Origin of the sequence: Terrabacter sp. BE26 (assembly GCF_041941675.1) — a bacterium.
Lineage (GTDB): Bacteria > Actinomycetota > Actinomycetes > Actinomycetales > Dermatophilaceae > Terrabacter.
The window spans coordinates 339,299-357,388 of the sequence record NZ_CP090122.1; the positions used below are offsets into that span (position 1 = coordinate 339,299).

At 72.4% G+C, this 18,090-nt stretch carries 14 protein-coding genes; 4 read left to right on the forward strand and 10 right to left on the reverse strand.

The annotated features are described in order from the left end of the window. Positions 1-239 precede the first annotated feature (239 nt). Positions 240-773, forward strand: coding sequence for an NUDIX hydrolase family protein (locus LQK93_RS01615; protein WP_374969837.1), 534 nt, complete (start codon positions 240-242; stop codon positions 771-773). 428 nt (positions 774-1,201) lie between these two features. On the opposite strand, the gene LQK93_RS01620 is transcribed toward LQK93_RS01615, so the two are convergent. From LQK93_RS01620 to rimP, 10 genes are all read right to left on the reverse strand, one after another. Continuing rightward, on the reverse strand, positions 1,202-3,193 hold the full coding sequence (locus LQK93_RS01620; RefSeq protein ID WP_374969838.1) for a TIGR03960 family B12-binding radical SAM protein: 1,992 nt from the start codon (positions 3,191-3,193) through the stop codon (positions 1,202-1,204). Between the two features lie 180 nt (positions 3,194-3,373). Further along, complete coding sequence (locus LQK93_RS01625; protein ID WP_374969839.1) at positions 3,374-5,227, reverse strand: AMP-dependent synthetase/ligase; 1,854 nt, start codon at positions 5,225-5,227, stop codon at positions 3,374-3,376. Between the two features lie 147 nt (positions 5,228-5,374). Continuing rightward, positions 5,375-6,592 carry a rod shape-determining protein RodA gene (gene rodA, locus LQK93_RS01630; protein WP_374969840.1) on the reverse strand — a complete coding sequence of 406 codons (1,218 nt, stop codon included), beginning with the start codon at positions 6,590-6,592 and terminating at the stop codon, positions 5,375-5,377. Beyond that, entirely contained in the window at positions 6,556-7,527 is a 972-nt protein-coding gene (locus LQK93_RS01635) for a bifunctional riboflavin kinase/FAD synthetase (RefSeq protein WP_374969841.1), read from the reverse strand. Before LQK93_RS01635 ends, rodA begins: the two co-directional genes overlap by 37 nt. Before the next feature lie 56 nt (positions 7,528-7,583). After that, on the reverse strand, positions 7,584-8,534 hold the full coding sequence (truB, locus tag LQK93_RS01640; protein ID WP_374969842.1) for a tRNA pseudouridine(55) synthase TruB: 951 nt from the start codon (positions 8,532-8,534) through the stop codon (positions 7,584-7,586). Beyond that, complete coding sequence (gene rbfA, locus LQK93_RS01645) at positions 8,531-9,034, reverse strand: 30S ribosome-binding factor RbfA (RefSeq protein WP_374969843.1); 504 nt, start codon at positions 9,032-9,034, stop codon at positions 8,531-8,533. Before rbfA ends, truB begins: the two co-directional genes overlap by 4 nt. 186 nt (positions 9,035-9,220) lie before the next feature. Then, entirely contained in the window at positions 9,221-12,157 is a 2,937-nt protein-coding gene (gene infB / locus LQK93_RS01650; protein WP_374969844.1) for a translation initiation factor IF-2, read from the reverse strand. A 192-nt stretch (positions 12,158-12,349) separates the two neighbouring features. Next, a complete protein-coding gene (locus LQK93_RS01655) occupies positions 12,350-12,655 on the reverse strand; it encodes a YlxR family protein (protein WP_374969845.1) in 306 nt (101 codons plus the stop codon). A 69-nt stretch (positions 12,656-12,724) separates the two neighbouring features. Further along, positions 12,725-13,786, reverse strand: coding sequence for a transcription termination factor NusA (gene nusA / locus LQK93_RS01660; RefSeq protein ID WP_374969846.1), 1,062 nt, complete (start codon positions 13,784-13,786; stop codon positions 12,725-12,727). After that, positions 13,786-14,388: a ribosome maturation factor RimP gene (gene rimP / locus LQK93_RS01665; RefSeq protein WP_374969847.1), complete on the reverse strand. Its 603-nt coding sequence runs from the start codon at positions 14,386-14,388 to the stop codon at positions 13,786-13,788. The genes nusA and rimP overlap by 1 nt, the downstream gene beginning before the upstream one ends. 131 nt (positions 14,389-14,519) lie before the next feature. Here rimP and LQK93_RS01670 point away from each other — a divergent pair, with 131 nt between their 5' ends. The 3 genes from LQK93_RS01670 to LQK93_RS01680 all read left to right on the forward strand — a co-directional run bounded on the left by LQK93_RS01670 (position 14,520) and on the right by LQK93_RS01680 (position 17,990). Beyond that, positions 14,520-15,500 (forward strand): hypothetical protein, encoded by a 981-nt coding sequence (locus LQK93_RS01670; protein WP_374969848.1) that lies wholly within the window; start codon positions 14,520-14,522, stop codon positions 15,498-15,500. Then, a complete protein-coding gene (locus LQK93_RS01675; RefSeq protein WP_374969849.1) occupies positions 15,497-16,462 on the forward strand; it encodes an aminoglycoside phosphotransferase family protein in 966 nt (321 codons plus the stop codon). Before LQK93_RS01670 ends, LQK93_RS01675 begins: the two co-directional genes overlap by 4 nt. Before the next feature lie 115 nt (positions 16,463-16,577). Continuing rightward, positions 16,578-17,990: an MATE family efflux transporter gene (locus tag LQK93_RS01680; RefSeq protein ID WP_374969850.1), complete on the forward strand. Its 1,413-nt coding sequence runs from the start codon at positions 16,578-16,580 to the stop codon at positions 17,988-17,990. Positions 17,991-18,090 lie beyond the last annotated feature (100 nt).

Genomic DNA, 18,090 nt, shown 5'->3' on the forward strand with positions numbered 1-18,090 from the left:
GGGCCCACCCGTCCGGTTCTAGTGGGAGCTCGCGCTCTGTTCTTCCGGAGGCTCGCCGCTGATGACGGCTCGAACGCCTGTGCTCGCCAGTCTAGCCTGACGCGGTGCCCGGGCCGGCGAGCGCGTCTCCCCGGTGCCGTCTCGGTCCGGCACCACTGTCGTATGCCGTTCGGCGGGGTCGGGGACCCCGTCCGTGGACCGGCGGTCCCCGGCCGCGGGTCGTTTGGCAGGATGACGGCATGAACGAAGTGGACACGGCAGGTGCCTGGCTGAGCCGCGAGGACCTCGACAGCGCCCGGGACCGGCTGCCGATCCTCTACGTCCACGCGATCCCCGTGCGGGTGGACGACCGCGGGACCGTGACGCACCTGGGCCTGCTGCTGCGCGCCGACAGCGACGGCGGCATCGGGCAGGAGGTCGTCGGCGGCCGGGTGCTCTACCACGAGCGCGTCCGGGACGCGCTCGTCCGGCACGTCGAGAGCGACCTCGGGCCGATGGCGCTGCCGCGCATCCCCCTGTCGCCACAGCCGTTCACGGTGGCGGAGTTCTTCCCGACGCCGGGTGTCACCCCTTTCCACGACCCGCGCCAGCACGCCGTGTCCCTGGCCTTCGTCGTCCCCGTCATGGGCGACTGCCGGCCGCAGCAGGACGCCCTCGACCTGTCGTGGGTCACTCCCGAGGAGGCGGCCTCCACGGCGTTCCGCAATGAGATGCCGGGCTCCCACGGGGTCCTCGTGCGCCAGGCGCTGGCCCACGTCGGCTTCCCCGTCTGACGCCGCCCCCCTCCCGAGGGCGTCGGGCGCCTGCGGGCTGCGCCTGGTCGCCTGGTCCCGCCCGCGGCCGACCCGGTCCGACCCGGTCCGACCCGGTCCGACCCGTTCTCGCCCCGGACTTCGAGGGCATAAGGGACGCGTTCAGGTAATCGGCCGCGTGGCACCCGCCTCAGCACCTAGCGTCGATTGTGAGCGCTGGTCGACTCGACACGGCGGCATCCGGGACCTCGGATGTCTCTTGGGGGACTTGTCGCAGGAGCGACACCGCGAAACGGTGTCGACCCCTGGTGTCTCACCACGAGGCTCCCCCGGTTGCGGCCCGTCGATCCCGCACCCACCGGACGCCGTATGTCGCTCCCCCCTCCCCCGGCCAGGCGGCATACGGCCCCGGGGTGCGGCTCAGCCGTCCTCGTCAGCGGCGGTGGGCGTCAGTGCTGGTGCTCGAGGAGCTCCTGGCGGCCCGCGCCGAGCACGGTGAGGGGCAGCAGCGTCTTGCCGGTGGGGCCGATCTCGATCTCGGTGCCCATCTGGGGGCAGACGCCGCAGTCGAAGCACGGTGTCCATCGGCAGTCGTCGACCTCGGTCTCGTCGAGGGCGTCCTGCCAGTCCTCCCAGAGCCAGTCCTTGTCGAGGCCGGAGTCGAGGTGGTCCCAGGGGAGCACCTCCGACTCGCCTCGCTCGCGGGTCGTGTACCAGGCGACGTCGACGGGCAGGTCGGCGAGCGCCTCGCCGGCGCACCGCATCCAGCGCTCGTAGGAGAAGTGCTCGCTCCAGCCGTCGAAGCGGCCACCGTCGCGCCAGACCGCCTCGATGACACGCCCGACACGGCGGTCGCCGCGGGAGAGCAGGCCCTCGACCAGACCGGGCTGGCCGTCGTGGTAGCGGAACCCGATCGAGGAGCCGTAGCGCTTGTCGGCACGGATCGCCTCGCGCAGCTTGAGCAGGCGGGCATCGGTCTCCTCGACCCCGAGCTGCGCGCACCACTGGAACGGGGTGTGCGGCTTCGGCACGAAGCCGCCGATCGAGACGGTGCAGCGGATGTCGCGGCGCCCGGAGACCTGGCGACCGGTCTCGATGACCCGCTTGGCCAGCTCGGCGATCTGCAGCACGTCCTCGTCGGTCTCGGTGGGCAGGCCGCACATGAAGTAGAGCTTGACCTGCCGCCAGCCGGCGCCGTAGGCGGCGGCGACGGTGTTGATGAGGTCCTCCTCGGACACCATCTTGTTGATGACCTTGCGGATGCGCTCCGAGCCGCCCTCGGGGGCGAACGTCAGCCCGGAGCGGCGGCCGTTGCGGGTCAGCTCGTTGGCGAGGTCGATGTTGAACGCGTCGACGCGGGTGGACGGGAGCGAGAGCCCGGTCTGCGTGCCCTCGTAGCGGTCGGCCAGGCCCTTGGTGAGGTCGGCGATCTCGGAGTGGTCGGCCGAGCTGAGCGAGAGCAGCCCCACCTCCTCGAAACCGGTCGCGGCCAGGCCCCGCTCGACCATCTCGCCGATGCCGGTGATCGACCGCTCGCGCACCGGGCGCGTGATCATGCCGGCCTGGCAGAAGCGGCAGCCGCGCGTGCAGCCGCGGAAGATCTCGACCGACATGCGCTCGTGCACCGACTCGGCGAGCGGCACGAGCGGCTGCTTCGGGTAGGGCCACGCGTCGAGGTCCATGACGGTGTGCTTCGACACGCGCCACGGCACACCGTGCGCGTCGGCCGCCGGTGCGACGCGCTGGATCCGGCCGTCGGGCAGGTAGGACACGTCGTAGAACGCCGGGACGTAGACCCCGCCGGTGCGGGCCAGGCGCAGGAGCAGCTCGCGGCGCCCACCGGGGCGTCCCTGGGCCTTCCACTCCCCCACGATGTCGGTGACCGTCAGCACGGCCTGCTCGCCGTCGCCGACGATGGCGCAGTCGATGAAGTCCGCGACGGGCTCGGGGTTGAACGCCGCATGGCCCCCGGCGACGACGATCGGGTCGTCGAGGCCACGGTCGGCTGCATGCAGGGGGATGCCGGCGAGGTCGAGCGCCGTGAGCATGTTGGTGTAGCCGAGCTCGGTCGAGAAGCTGAGCCCGAAGAGGTCGAAGTCGCGCACCGAGCGGTGGCCGTCGACCGTGAACTGCGGGAGGCCCGCCTCGCGCAGCGAGGACTCCATGTCGGGCCACACGGCATACGTCCGCTCGGCGAGGGCGTCCTGGCGCTCGTTGAGGACCTCGTAGAGGATCATGACGCCCTGGTTGGGCACCCCGACCTCGTATGCGTCGGGGTACATCAGCGCCCAGCGCGTCGTCAGCTCCTCGCCGTCGGGGCCGTGGCCCCCGACGTTCCAGTCCTTGACGGTGGAGTTGAGCTCACCGCCGACGTACTGGATGGGCTTGTTGACCCGCTCCAGCAGGGGCTCGAGGGCGTTGAAGAGTGACTCACCGGGCATCCCGTCATGGTACGTGCGCGCCTCGCCGAGGCGAAAACGCTGAGGACGGAGCCGCACGGCCGGTTCGGCGCGCGTCACGCCTGGACTGACGAGCGAAGCGAGCGCAGCGAGCGAGCCGAGGAGGGAAGGCGTGACGTCAGAGCGCGACGAACGCGGGCGAGCGGAGCGAGCCCAGAGGGTTCAGTACATGGCCTCGAGCTCGGCGCGGTGCTTCTCGGTCACGGCCTTGCGACGCAGCTTCATGCTCGGTGTGAGGTCGCCCGCCTCGACCGTGAGGTCCTCCGGCAGGATCGTGAACTTCTTGATCGTCTCCCAGCGGTTGAGGCCGGCGTTGAGCCGGTCGACGTAGCCCTGCACCAGCGCCCGCGCCTGCGGCGAGGACACCACCTCTGCGTACGACCGGCCCTCGAGTCCGACCGTGGGTGCCCAGCCCGCAACGGCGTCGGGGTCGAGGGTGACGAGCGCCGTCGCGTAGTTGTGGCCGGCACCGTGGACGAGGAACTGGCTGATGAACGGGCACAGCCCCTTGAAGCGGGCCTCGATCTCGGCCGGCGCGATGTACTTGCCGCCCGAGGTCTTGAAGACGTCCTTCTTGCGGTCGGTGACGAAGAGGAAGCCGCGCTCGTCGATGCGCCCGATGTCGCCGGTGTGGAACCAGCCGTCCTCGGTGAGCACCTCGGCCGTGGCCTGCGGGTTGTTGTGGTAGCCGCGCATGACGCCCGGTCCCCGCACGAGGATCTCGCCGTCCTCCTCGGCGATGCGGACCTCGGTGCCGGGCAGCGGCCAGCCGACCGAGCCGTACTCGTACGCGCCGTGGTCCGGGGCGTTGACCGTGGTGCCGGACGAGGTCTCCGTCAGGCCGTAGCCCTCTTGGACGTTCAGGCCCACGGCGCCGAACCAGCGCGCGACCTCGGCGTTGAGCGGAGCCGACCCGCTGATCATGAAGCGCACCCGGCCGCCGAAGCGCTCCTGCACCTTGCCCAGCACGAGCTTCGTAGCGAGGGCGTGCTTGCCGCGCAGCACGGGCGGGACCTGCTCGCCGCGCGCGAGGACGTCGCGGACCTCGCCGCCGACCGCGAGGGCCCAGTCGATGAGCTTCCTCTTCGCGCCGGTCTCCCCCGCGAACATCAGCGCGATCTTCCCGTGCGCCTTCTCGAAGATGCGCGGCGGCCCCGCCATGAAGGTCGGCTTGATGACGGCCATGTTGTCCACGATCTTGTCGATGCGACCGTCGACCGCCGTCGGGAAGCCGATCTGCAGGCCCGTGGCGACGAGCATCTTGCCGAAGACGTGGGAGAGCGGCAGCCACAGGAACTGCAGGTCGTCCCTGGTGAAGGTACCGAGGGCGTCGATGACCGCGCCCTCGTAGACGACGCTGTCCTGCACGAGGCGCACGCCCTTGGGGCGGCCGGTCGTGCCGGAGGTGTAGATGACGACGGCCAGGTGCTCCGGGCCGAGCTGGTCGATGCGGGAGTCGACGAGGTCGGGCGTCTCGGCGAGCCACTCGCGTCCCCGCCGGGCGAGCTCGTCGGTCGTGATGACCCAGCCGTCCGCGCTGCCGGGACCGGAGAGGGCGACCACCTGGCGCACGTCCGGCACCTCGGACCGCACCCGCTGCAGCTTGGCGACCTGCTCCTCGTCCTCGGCGAAGACGATGCCGCTCCCGGAGTCGGCGAGGATGTAGGCGACGTCCTCGGCGATCGTTGTCGGGTAGACGGTGGTCGTGGCGCCGCCGGCGCAGATGACGGCGAGGTCGGCGAGGATCCACTCCACGCGCGTGGTGGACGCGATGGCGACCCGGTCCTCGAGCTGCACCCCGAGGCTGATCAGTCCCGCAGCCCACTGCTCGACGACCTCGTGCGTCTGCGCCCACGTCAGGGTCGTCAGCTCGGCGGCCCCGTCCTCGAAGTAGAGGTAGGCCGGCGCGTCGGGCGTGGCCCGCACCCGGTTGCGGAAGAGGGCGCCCACGCTTGGGGCGCGCCCGTCGAGGACCTCCTGGTCGACGGTGCGGTCGGCGAGTGCCTGGCGGGGCATGTGGACTCCTTCGTCACTGCGGCTGATCCGTCATCGGCGTCTGCGAACCGCCGCCCTGCCCGGATGATGTCAACAACCGCCGGGCAAGTCACGGATCCATCGACCTTCCACATCGAAACGTGACCCTTCGTATGCCGTGTGCCCGGCTCAGCGCGCCCGTAGCCTGCGCGTTCGTGCGCCCGAGACGGCGGCGACGTTGCCGACGAGACCCAGCGCGATCCACGACGCGATGAGTGAGGACCCGCCGCTCGACACGAAGGGCAGGGGCAGGCCGGTGACGGGCATCAGGCCGAGGTTCATCCCGATGTTCTCGAAGGCCTGCACGCCGAACCACACCGCGACGCCGATGGCCACGAGGCGCCCGAAGGCGTCGGCGCGCCGCGCCACGACGAGGCAGCGCACCACGATGAAGCCGATGAGCACGACGAGCCCGGCAGCGCCGAGGAAGCCGAGCTCCTCCCCCGCGACCGAGAAGACGAAGTCGGTCTCCTGGAAGGGGATGAACCCGCCCTGGGTCTGGTGCCCCTCGAACAGGCCCTGGCCGGCGAGGCCGCCCGAGCCGATCGCGATCCGCACCTGACGCGTCTGGTAGCCGATGCCCTGCGGGTCGAGCGACGGATCGAGGAACGCGCGCAGCCGGTTGCGCTGGTAGCCGGAGAGGACGGGCGTCAGGAACGCGGCGGCGACCGCGGCTGCCCCTGCCGCCGCGACCGCCCCGGTCCAGAGGACCGGCGCGCCCGCCGCGGCGATGATGACCACCGACATGGCGACGAGCACCAGGGCCGAGCCGAGGTCGGGCTGCGCCAGCACGAGCAGCACCGGTATGCCGGCCACCACCCAGGCGAGGACGACGTCGCGGGAACGCTGGTGGAGGCCGCGCTCGGCACGCTCGGCCAGCAGCATGGCCAGCCCCACCGCGAGCGCCACCTTCATCAGCTCGGACGGCTGCACGCTGAAGCCGCCCGGCAGCCGGATCCAGGACCGCGAGCCGTTGACCGTGGATCCGAGCGGCGAGAGGACCGCCACGAGGCCGAGCACGGCCACGAGGTAGAGCACCGGGGCGGCCGCCCGCACGGCGCGGACGTCCAGCCGGGTCACGAGCGCCGCGCAGCACAGGCCCACGGCGAGTGCGACAAGCTGCTTGAGGCCGGCGCTCGCTCCGACGGTTGCCCGGGTGGCCGACCACACGAGGACGCAACCGAGAAGCGAGAGGCCGAGGGCCCCGACGAGCAGGCCGAGGTCGATGCGTAGCCAGGCGGGGCCGTGCGTTCCTCGTGCCACTGTCCGCAGTGCCGGCCGGTCCGACGAGCCCCGACCGGTCGCCCGGGCTAGGACGGGACGATCGCCGAGAGGATCTCGCGACACCGGGCCACGTCCTCGGCCATCTGCTCGACGAGGGCGTCGACGGACTCGAAGCGCAGCGTCGGGCGCAGGCGGGAGACGAACTCCACGACCACCCGCTCCCCGTAGAGGTCGAGGTCGGTGCGGTCGAGCACGTAGGCCTCGACGCGACGCTGCGCCCCGTCGAACGTCGGGTTGGTGCCGACCGATATGGCCGCCGGGAGAGTCCGGTCGGGGTCTGCCGGGTCGAGGTCGAGGCGCACCAGCCAGCCGGCGTAGACCCCGTCGGCGGGGACGAGGCCCTCGTTGTCCGGCGAGAGGTTGGCGGTGGGATAGCCGAGCTCGCGCCCCCGGTGGTCCCCGTGCACGACGGTGCCGGTGACACGGTGCGGACGACCGAGGATCTGGGCGGCGTGCCCGACGTTGCCGGCGAGCAGCTCGGCCCTCAGCTGGGTGGAGCTCCAGCGGGCGCCCTGCTCCGGGCTGTCGCCGATGTCGTCGAGGGCGATGACCTCGAAGCCGTGCGCGGTGCCGAGCTCGCGCAGCGTCTCGACGTCCCCGGAGTTGCGGACCCCGAAGCGGGTGTCCTTGCCGACGACGACGGCGCAGGCGTCGAGGGCCTCGACGAAGGTGACCCGGACGAACTCCTCGGGGGTCTGCTGGGCGAACTCGCGGGTGAACTCGATGACGAGGACCGCACCGAGGCCGACGGACGCGAGCGCGTCGAGGCGCTGCTCGAGCGACATGACGGCTGCGGGTGCGCGCTCGGGGTAGAGCACGGCGATCGGGTGCGGCTCGAACGTGACCGCAACGGGCACGGCGCCGCGCTCGGCGGCCTCGCGCACGACGCGGCTGAGCACCTCCCGGTGCCCGCGGTGCACTCCGTCGAAGTTTCCGAGGGTGACGACGGTGCGCCCGAGGTCGGCCGGGATGTCGTCGAGTCCGTACCAGCGCTGCACGGCGACCACTGTAGTGGCCGCGGCGTGGCCGCAGTCGGGCGGCGTGCCCGGGGCGGTCATGCCTTGGCCGGGGCAGGGGCGAAGACGACCCGAGCGCGGGCGGTCGGGCGGGTCTCGTCGAGCACGGCGACCAGTCGCCCGTCCGGATCGATGGCGGCGACGGCGTCGGCATCCGGCACGGCGCTGCGGATGCGCTGGCCGTATCCGAGCGCGAGCGCCTCCTCGGCGGAGACCTCGTGCACGGGCAGCTGCGCCCGCGCGGCCGTCGCGATGGGCAGGAGCGGTATGCCGTCGCCCCCGGCGGTCTCGGACCTGGCGGAAAGCTCGTCGAGCGACAGCGCGTCGGAGAGGCCGAAGCGGCCCACGCGCGTGCGCCGCAGCGCCGTGAGGTGGCCGCCGACGCCCAGCGCCGCGCCGAGGTCGCGGGCCAGCGCCCGCACGTAGGTGCCGGAGGACACGTCGACCTCGACGTCCACGTCGACGACCGCGATGGGCGGTCCGACCTCGGGAGCCCCCGTCCCCGGCCGCACGGCCAGCACGTCGAAGCGGCTGACGGTGACCGGCCGGGCCGCGAGCTCGATGGCGTCCCCCTGGCGCACCCTGGTGTAGCTGCGCACGCCCTTGACCTTGATGGCGCTGACGGCGCTCGGCACCTGCTGCAGCTGCCCCGTGAGCGCGGCGACGGCCGCCGGCAGGGCCGCCTCGAGGGCCGGCACGTCACCGACACCGAGGGCCTGGGTCGCCTCTCCCTCGGCGTCGTCGGTGAGGGTGGAGACCCCGAGTCGGATCGTGGCGGCATACGACTTGTCGCAGCCGACGAGGAAGGTCAGCAGCTTGGTGGCACGGTCGACGCCGAGCACGAGCACGCCGGTCGCCATGGGGTCCAGCGTTCCCGCATGTCCGACGCGGCGGGTGCCGCAGAGCCGGCGGGCCCGGGCCACGACGTCATGGCTCGTCCAGCCGGCCGGCTTGTCGACGACGAGCAGGCCACCGGGAGCCTCGGTCATCGGGCCTCGAGGTCGGCGCCCGCCTCGGCGTGGGAGTCGGCGCGGGAGTCGGCGTCGGTGTCGACGTCGTCGTCGGCGCGGTCGACGGGCTTGCGGTAGGGGTCGGGGTCCCCGGCCGGCTGCGCGTTCGCGGCTGCACGGGCGAGCTCCTCGTCACGGGCGCGGGTCTGGGCCACGAGGTCCTCGAGGTGGGCAGCGCCCTCGGGCAGCGCGTCGGCGATGAACTCGATCGACGGCGTGAGGCGGATGCCGATCCCCTTGCCGACGGCCGAGCGGATGCGGCCCTTGTTGGACTCGAGCGCCTCGGCGGTCGCCTGGCGCTCCTCGGTGCTGCCGAAGACGGTGTAGAAGACCGACGCGTGCTGCAGGTCGCCCGTGACGCGGGCGTCGGTGATGGTGACGAAGCCGAGGCGTTCGTCCTTGACGCGGAACTCGAGGTACTCGGCGACGATGACCTTGATCCGGTCGGCGATCTTGCGGGCGCGGGCGGGGTCAGCCATGTCTGTCTCTGCTTTCGTGTGACGTTCGGTCGGGCGAGCCGAGTGGCAATCACCCTAGTCGCGGGCACCGGGCTCCAACGAGCCCGGCCGCTGGGTCGGTGGGTGTCGACGGGACGCGTGTCGTCCCGCAGACGGCGGCGGCGCCGACCCCCGGTGAGGGTCGGCGCCGCCGAGGCTGCGACGCGCTCAGGCGCGCGGCTTCTCGCGCATCTCGTAGGTGGCGATGAGGTCACCGAGCTGCAGGTCGTTGTACGAGCCGAGGTTGATACCGCACTCGAAGCCCTCGCGGACCTCGGTGACGTCGTCCTTGAAGCGCCGCAGACCGGCGATCTCGACGTTCTCGGACACGACCACGCCGTTGCGGGTGATCCGCGCCTTGGAGCCGCGCTTGATCTCGCCGCTGCGCACGATCGAACCGGCGATGTTGCCGAACTTGCTCGAACGGAAGATCTCGCGGATCTCCGCCGTGCCGAGCTCGACCTCCTCGTACTCCGGCTTGAGCATGCCCTTGAGCGCCGCCTCGACCTCGTCGATGGCCTGGTAGATCACCGAGTAGTAGCGGATCTCCACACCCTCGCGCTCGGCGTAGTCGGCGTTCTGCCCCTCGGCACGGACGTTGTAGCCGATGATGATCGCGTTCGAGGCCATCGCGAGGTTGATGTTGTTCATCGTGATGGCACCGACGCCGCGGTCGATGATGCGCAGGTCGACCTCGTCGCCGACGTCGATCTTGAGCAGCGCGTCCTCGAGCGCCTCGACCGAACCCGACACGTCACCCTTGAGGATGAGGTTGAGGGTCTCGACCTTGCCCGCCGCAAGGGCCTCGTTGAGGTCCTCGAGCGAGATGCGCTTGCGAGCCTTGGCCAGGACGGCCTGGCGGTCGGCGGCCTCACGACGCTCGGCGATCTGCCGGGCCGTGCGGTCGTCCGGCGCCACGACGAACGTGTCACCGGCGCGCGGCACCGACGAGAGACCGAGCACCTGGACCGGACGCGACGGACCGGCCTCGTCGACGTTCTTGCCGTGCTCGTCGAGCATGGCGCGGACGCGACCGTGGGCCGAGCCGGCGACGATCGAGTCACCGACGTGCAGCGTTCCGGTCTGGACGAGCACCGTCGCCGTGGCACCGCGGCCACGGTCGAGGTTGGCCTCGATCGCGACGCCGCGAGCCTCCTTCTCCGGGTTGGCCCGGAGGTCGAGGGCTGCGTCGGCCGTGAGGAGGACCGCCTCGAGGAGCGCGTCGATGTTCTGCCCCTGACGGGCCGAGACGTCGACGAACATCGTGTCGCCGCCGTACTCCTCGGCGATGAGGTTGTACTCGGTCAGCTGCTGGCGCACCTTGGCCGGGTTGGCACCCTCGACGTCGATCTTGTTGACGGCGACGACGATCGGCACGTCGGCGGCCTGCATGTGGTTGAGCGCCTCGATCGTCTGCGGCATGACGCCGTCGTCGGCGGCGACGACGAGGATCGCAATGTCGGTCACCTTCGCACCGCGGGCACGCATGGCGGTGAACGCCTCGTGACCGGGGGTGTCGATGAAGGTGATCGCGCGGTCGACGCCCTCGTGCTCACGGTGCACCTGGTAGGCACCGATGTGCTGGGTGATGCCGCCGGCCTCGCCCGCGACGACGTCCTCGTTGCGGATGGCGTCGAGCAGCCGCGTCTTTCCGTGGTCGACGTGGCCGACGACGGTGACGACGGGCGGACGAGCCTCGAGGTTCTCGTCCTCCTCGCCCTCGATACCGGTCTCGAGGTCGATGTTGAAGGAGTCGAACAGCTCCTTCTCCTCCTCCTCCGGGGAGACGACCTGGATGTCGTAGCCGAGCTCGGCGCCGAGCACCTTGAAGGTGTCCTCGTCGAGGGACTGCGTCGCCGTGGCCATCTCACCGAGGTGGAACAGCACGGTGACGAGCGACGCCGGGTTGGCGTTGATCTTGTCGGCGAAGTCGGTCAGCGAGGACCCGCGACGGACCCGGATGGTCGTCTTGCCGTCACCGCGGGGAACGGTGACGCCACCCAGGCTCGGGGCCTGCATCTGCTCGAACTCCTGGCGCTTGGCGCGCTTGGACTTGCGACCGCGCACCGGGCGACCGCCACCGCGGCCGAAGGCACCGGCCGTCGAACCACGACCACCGCCGCCACCGCGGGGACCGCCGAAGCCGCCGCGACCGGGACCGCCCGGCGCACCGCCGGGGCCGCCACCGAAGCCACCGCGACCGGCACCGCCGGGGCCACCTCGGCCGGGGCCGCCGGCCGGACGCTGGCCAGGACGGCCGACGGTGCTGCGCTCGGGCATCATGCCGGGGCTAGGCCGCGGGCCGCCCGGACGCGGGCCGGCGCCGGGCGCACCGGGACGACCCCCTGCCGGGGCGCCGGGACGCGGCGCGCCACCGGGGGCACCGGGTCGCTGGCCGCCGGGACCACCCTGGCCACCGGGACGCTGCTGCGGGCGCGGCATGCCCTGGCTCGGGCTGAACGGGTTGTTGCCCGGGCGCGGGCCGGCGTCGCCACCGGGACGGGGCGCCCGGGTCTGGCCCATGCCCTGGCTCGGGGCGAACGGGTTGTTGCCCGGACGCGGCTGGCCGGGACGGGGAGCCGGACGCGGGGACGCGGGGACGCCCGAGGTCTGCTTGCCGTCGTCACGGCTGGACTGCACCCGCGACGGGGCCGGCGCCGCCGCAGCGGGGGCGGCCGGAGCCGGGGCCTTGGGGGCCGGAGCGCTGGGTGCCGGGGCTCCCGGAGCGCTGGCGGGGGCCGCCTTGGCAGCCGGGGCCGGAGCCGCCTCGCGGGCAGCCGGGGCTGCCGGGGCAGGTGCGGACGGCCGTGCCGGCGTGCTGGAGCCGCCGCGCACAGGTGCCGACGGCGACGCCGGTGCTGACGGCGCAGGCTTGCGGGGCGCGCTGGGTGTCGCTCCGCTGGGGGCGGCCTTGGGGGCCGCCTTCTGGTCGCCGCCGGTCGCGCCGTCCCGGGGGAACGTCTCGATGATCTTGCGGACGACGGGGGGCTCGATGGTCGACGACGCCGACCGGACGAACTCTCCCTGACTCTTCAAATGTGCGAGCAGTGTCTTGCTCTCGACTCCGAGCTCCTTCGCGAGCTCGTAGACCCGGACCTTAGCCACATCTCTCCTGTTCCTGGTCCGGCCTGAACAGGATGTGGCCGAACCGTGGGTTATTGCTGGGGCTTGCTCATCGCTGAGTACTCATCGGGTGCTCATAGCGTTTTCAACCCGCCTCGTGGTTCGTTGACTGATCTCTGACTGATCTGGTGCGTCCCGTTGCCGGGGTGGGCACCGGTGCCTGCGGCTCGTGCCTCAGGCCTGCTGGAGGCCCAGATGACGTGCCACCGCGCTGACGTCGACCGCGGCCTGCAGGTGCAGGGCTCGTCCGAACGCCTTGCGGCGAACCGCCAGCTGGAAGCAGTCCGGCGTCGGGTGCAGCCAGGCACCACGTCCCGGCATCCGATGTCGTGGGTCGGGACGGAGGGTGACCGGCGAGGTGTCGCCGGCGCCTGCGTCCGTCGCCGCGACCACTCGCAGCAGGGCCGACCAGCTATCCGATCCTCGACATCCCACACAGGTGCGGAATGGCTCGTCACGGAGTCCAGTCCGGTCGGCCACAGACAAGTCTACCGCGTCCGGGCGGCGCTTCGCTCCACCGGCCGCCTCCCTGCGGCTGCCCAGAGCTCCTCAGAGCCCCTCTGGGGTCGCGCCGCCGCCGGTGGGACCGCCGTCGCCGGGACCGCGGCCGGCGTCGGTGTCGGGGCGGATGTCGATGCGCCACCCGGTGAGCTTGGCGGCGAGGCGGGCGTTCTGGCCCTCCTTGCCGATGGCGAGGCTCAGCTGGTAGTCGGGGACGACGACACGAGCCGTGCGCGCCGCCGCGTCGACGATCTCGACCGACTGCACGCGGGCCGGCGACAGCGCCGCCGCCACGAAGGTTGCCGGGTCGTCGGCGTAGTCGACGATGTCGATCTTCTCGCCGCGCAGCTCGGTCATGACGGCTCGCACGCGCGCGCCCATCGGGCCGATGCACGCGCCCTTGGCGTTGACCCCGGCGACCTTGCTGTGCACGGCGATCTTGGTGCGGTGGCCCGCCTCCCGGGCCAGGGCCGCGATCTCGACGGTGCCGTCGGCGATCTCGGGCACCTCGAACCGGAAGAGGGTGCGCACGAGGTTGGGGTGCGTTCGGCTGAGGCCGACCTGCGGACCCTTCGGCCCGCGCTTGACGCTGACGACGAAGCAGCGCAGCCGCTCACCATGCACGTAGCGCTCCCCCGGCACCTGCTCGGCGAGGGGCAGGATGCCCTCGACCGTGCCGAAGTCGACGAGGACGTTGCGGGGGTCCTGGCTCTGCTGGATGATCCCGGAGATCACGTCACCCTCGCGGCCCTTGAAGTCCCCGAGGATCGCCTCGTCCTCGAGGTCGCGAAGGCGCTGGACGATGACCTGGCGGGCCGTCGAGGCCGCGATGCGGCCGAAGCCCTCGGGGGTGTCGTCGAACTCGGGTCCGGGCTCACCCCGCTCAGGACGCTCACCCTCGACCGTCGGGGGCAGCAGCTCGCCCTCCTCGCGGGCCCACACGATGACGTGCCCGGTCTTGCGGTCGAGCTCGACCCGGGCGAGGCGGTGGCTGCCCTCGGTCCGGTGGTAGGCGACGAGGAGCGCCTGCTCGATCGCGGGGATCAGCACGTCGAGGCTGATGTCCCGCTCCCGCTCCAGGGCGCGCAGGGCTGCGAGGTCGATGTCCATCAGGAGTTCCCTTCCAGGGTGGACGCGTGGTCCGGGTCGTCGTCGTCCGAGTCGTCGTCCGAGTCGTCCGACTCCAGAGCCGGCTCGAGCGCGGAGTCGGGCCGCTTGAACTCGACCTGCACGGTGCCACGCTGGAGGCCGTCGAGATCGAGGTGCACGAGGCGCGCGGGGGTCTTCTTCGTGGCCGGCACCTCGAGGGTGAGCGAGTCCGCGCCCATCTCGACGAGCCGACCGGTGTCGGTGCCGTCGCGGTGCACGACCTCGAGCAGGCGACCCACCTGTCGACGCAGCTGCTCACGCGAGGTGAGGGGACGCCCGACACCGGGTGAGGACACCTCGAGGACGTAGGGGCTCTGGCCCATCACGTCGCTGGCGTCGAGCTCGTCGGAGACGGCCCGCGTGGCGTCCGCCACCGCATCGAGGGACAGCGGGGCGACGCTGCTCGTCGTGTCGGACTCGTCGAGGACGCTGATGTCGGAGTCGACGAGGACGCGGACGAGCCGCCGCTTGCCGGCGGGAGACACGGAGACGTCCTCGACGACGAGCCCGAGGGGCGCGAGCACCGGCTCGAGCGTCGCTCTGATCTCCTGGGCCGTGCTCATCAGTCGACGCCTCCTGCTCTTCTCGAATGTCCGGTGCCGACGCCCGAAGGGCGCAGCCGGCACCGCGTGCCACCACTCTATCGGCGCTGCGCGGTCCCGGCGGACCACCGGCCGCGTGCGAAGATCTCGCCATGGACGGCGACACCCGTGGGCTCGGGTCACGGGTGGGCATGGGCCTCGGACGCCCCACACGCCGGCTGGTCGTGCTGGGGGGCGCGGCCGCCGCCCTGGCGGTCCTCGTCGACCACGGCCTGCGGGTCGACGTGCCGACGCCTCCCCCGCCCGTGCCGACCCGTCGCCGCGCGCCGGACGAGCTCGTGCTGCTGGCAGCCGTCGCCGGCCTCGACCAGGTCGTGCAGGCGGAGGGTGAGGTCCTGTCCGAGCACCAGGACGCCCTCGTCCGACAGTTGCGCACGCTCGGTCAGGAGCAGCTGCGTGCCCTCCGGGGCCGCCTGACCAACGCCGGCGTTCCCACCGCGGTGATCGACGCCGCCGTCAGGAGGGCCAGGACGACGCCGACCACCCCGGCAGCGCCGGCCGGATCCGCGAGCGGGCAGGTCCACACGCCGCAAGCCCTCGCCCGGCTGCTGCGCGACTCGGTGGGCCCGAACGCGTGGGCGCCGCTCACCACGGCGACGGCGGGCACCCGCCAGCTGCTCGCCGCCGCCTACGGGCAGCGCCTCGCCGGCGCCCTGCTGCTCGGCTGCGAGGTGCCCGCACCACGGGCGAGCCCGCTCCGCGCGGATCTCGTCGCCCGCACGGCTGCCCTGGTGTACGCCTTCCAGGTGGTCAGCGCCCAGAGCACCGGGGCCCAGCGCCGCGCCGCGGAGTCCTCGCTGTCCGCGCTCTCCGATCTCGAGAGCTCCCTGTCCGGCAGCACCTCGGTGTCCCCCGCCGGGTGGGCACTGCCCTACCCCGTGACCACCCCGCGGGCCGCGCGACGCCTCGCGACCGACACGCTGTCCGCGGCGGTGGACGCTGCCGCCGCCCTGACACGCTCCGATGCCACCGCCACCTCCCTCGAGGACGTGGTGGGCTGGAGTGCCCACCTGCAGGCCCTCGCCGTCGGCTGGGACCTGCCCCTGACCGCCTTCCCGGGAGCATCCTCGTGAGCTACGACCCCATGTACGACCTCATCCCCGCCCTCTTCGCGCACGAGGTGAGCGGCTACGAGGCCGACGGCTACGTCTCGGGAGAGGACTGGATCGACGACCTGCCCGGCCTGATCACCCACCTGCTGGCCGAGTGGGAGCTCGAACCCATCGGGCGCCCGGCCAGCGGCGTGTGCGCCGTGGCCATACCGGTGCGGCTGCTGGGGGCCGGCCGCGACGTCGTGGGCGTCAGCGGCGAGGGCGTCCTCAAGATCACCTGGCCGCACCCGGAGGCGGCGACCGAGCACCTGGCCCTCCAGACGTGGAACGGCCGCGGAGCCGTGCGACTGGTCCGCGCCGACCCCTCCCGGTTCGCGATGCTCCTCGAGCGCCTGCACCAGCGCGACCTGACCCGCGTCGACATCGACGACGCGTGCAGCGTGATCGGCGACCTGCTGGCGGTGCTGCGCAAGCCGGCCCACCCGCGCGTCCCAAGCCTGACGGCATACGCCGTGCGACAGGCGGAGGAGCTGCGCGCGGCCCCTGCGGTCCTCCCCCGGCGCTACCTCGACCAGGCGGCCGCGCTCGCGGGCGAGCTGGCGGACGGGTCGGGCGCCGAGGACCGCCTGCTGCACACCGACCTGCACTACACGAACGTGCTCGGCGCCTACCGGTCGCCATGGCTCGCCATCGACCCGAAGCCGATGTCCGGCGACCCGGCGTTCGAGGTGGCACCGGCCCTCTGGAACCGTGCCGACGAGCTCGGCACCGGCGCGCAGGTCCGGTGGTCGCTGCGCCGGCGGCTCGAGATCATCTGCGAGCGAGCCGGTATCGACGAGGCCAGGGCGCGCGCCTGGACGATCGTGCGCGAGGCCGACAACGCCGTGGACGCAGCCGAGCGGCTCTCGGGCGCCCGCGACGCCACCGCCGCGCACGACCGGATCAGCCTGGCCGTCATGATCATCAAGGCGATGAACGACTGAGCCCGGACGGGCGTGGGAGCGCTCGGGACGTACCGGATCAAAACGTTTCGACCCGGGCGCGCCGAAGCCGTAGCCTTGTCCGGCACCCCCACCTCGTTGCCCGAAAGGCATTCGCATGCCTCGCCTCGCCATGCCCACGCGCCGCGGCCCCCGAGCGGCCGCCCCCGAGCCCACGCCGGCCCGGGAGATCGCGCGCATCGCCGTGCCCGTGAGCATGGAGTTCGTCCTCATGCTCGTGCTCAACTTCGTCAACCAGATCGTCGTGGGCAGCCTCGGCGCGACCGCCATCGCCGCGGTGGGCTTCTCCAACAGCCTGACGTTCATCCTCGCCGTCACCCTGGGCTGCTTCGGCACGTCGGTCAGCATCCTCGTCGCGCGCGCGCACGGCGCAGGCCGCCGGGGCGAGCTCGACCACACGGTCACGGCGGCGGTCCTCGTGGCCGGGACGCTCGGCCTGCTCGTCGCCGTCGTGCCGTGGTTCTTCGCCGACCACCTCCTGGGGCTCGTGGGCGCCTCGCCCTCGGTCGCGGCCGTCGGCACCGACTACTTCCGCCTCACCGTGCTCTCGACGCTGCCCGTCATGCTCAGTGCCATCCTCTCCGGGGTGCTGCGCTCGGCGGGTCGGCCCACGAGCCCGATGATCGCCACGATGGTCACCGTCGTCGCGAACTCGGCGATCGCGTACTCCCTCGTCGAGGGTGTCGGCCCGCTGCCGTCGCTCGGGGTCGCGGGCGCCGGGTGGGCGACCCTCGTCACGGCCGTCGCCAAGTCGCTCATCCTGCTGGGCATGACCCTCGGACGGCGCGGCGTGGTCGGCTGGAGCCTGCCCGACAGCGTGCAGCAGTGGCGCGCCGTCATCGTCCCGCTCGTCGTGCTGGCGCTCCCGCTCGGCGTCACCGAGCTCTTCTGGACCGTCGGGACCTTCCTCTACAACGTCGTCTTCCAGAAGCTCGGTGACGAGGCGCTCGCGGCGGCCCAGATCGTCACCACGATGGAGGGCGTCTTCATCGTCGGGAGCATCGGGCTCATGAGCGCCACCACGACGCTGGTCGGTCGCTCGGTCGGCCGCGGGGACGTCCACGACGCCATGGCCTGGGTCCGGCGGCTGACGCGGGCCGGCCTCGGCACCGCGGCGGTGTTCGGGGTCCTCTTCGCGGCATCGGTGCTGCTGCTGGACGTGCTCTTCGGCGAGGCCGGCCGCGACGTCCGCACGATGGCCGGCGTCGGCATCCTCGTCAACGCCGCCTTCCAGGTCGTGAAGGTGCGCAACATGATCGTCGGGGCAGGCGTGCTGCCGAGCGCCAACGACGTCCGGGGCGTCATCATGGGCGATGTCGCGAGCGCGTTCCTGGTGGGGCTGCCCCTCGCCGTCCTCCTCGGCCTGCACACGCCCCTCGGCTACGTGGGCATCTTCGCCGCCCGCATCGTCGAGGAGCTCGCCAAGCTCGCCATCTTCACCTGGCGCGCCCGCCGCATCAGGTGGGACCGGCTCGTGCCGGCGCGTCAGGAGGTGGCCGCAGCCGCCTGACGGCGCCCGGCAACCCGACGCTGCCGGACGGCATACGTCGTCGGTGTGCTCGGTGACACCGCTGGGGACGCCGCCAGGCACCGCCAGGGACGTTGTTAGG

Excerpts from the sequence above, each read along its gene's own strand:
- LQK93_RS01615 (WP_374969837.1), top strand. The coding sequence starts at position 240 with ATGAACGAAGTGGACACGGCAGGTGCCTGGCTGAGCCGCGAGGACCTC.
- LQK93_RS01620 (WP_374969838.1), bottom strand. The coding sequence starts at position 3,193 with ATGCCCGGTGAGTCACTCTTCAACGCCCTCGAGCCCCTGCTGGAGCGG.
- LQK93_RS01625 (WP_374969839.1), bottom strand. The coding sequence starts at position 5,227 with ATGCCCCGCCAGGCACTCGCCGACCGCACCGTCGACCAGGAGGTCCTC.
- truB (WP_374969842.1), bottom strand. The coding sequence starts at position 8,534 with ATGACCGAGGCTCCCGGTGGCCTGCTCGTCGTCGACAAGCCGGCCGGC.
- rbfA (WP_374969843.1), bottom strand. The coding sequence starts at position 9,034 with ATGGCTGACCCCGCCCGCGCCCGCAAGATCGCCGACCGGATCAAGGTC.
- nusA (WP_374969846.1), bottom strand. The coding sequence starts at position 13,786 with ATGGACATCGACCTCGCAGCCCTGCGCGCCCTGGAGCGGGAGCGGGAC.
- rimP (WP_374969847.1), bottom strand. The coding sequence starts at position 14,388 with ATGAGCACGGCCCAGGAGATCAGAGCGACGCTCGAGCCGGTGCTCGCG.
- LQK93_RS01670 (WP_374969848.1), top strand. The coding sequence starts at position 14,520 with ATGGACGGCGACACCCGTGGGCTCGGGTCACGGGTGGGCATGGGCCTC.
- LQK93_RS01680 (WP_374969850.1), top strand. The coding sequence starts at position 16,578 with ATGCCTCGCCTCGCCATGCCCACGCGCCGCGGCCCCCGAGCGGCCGCC.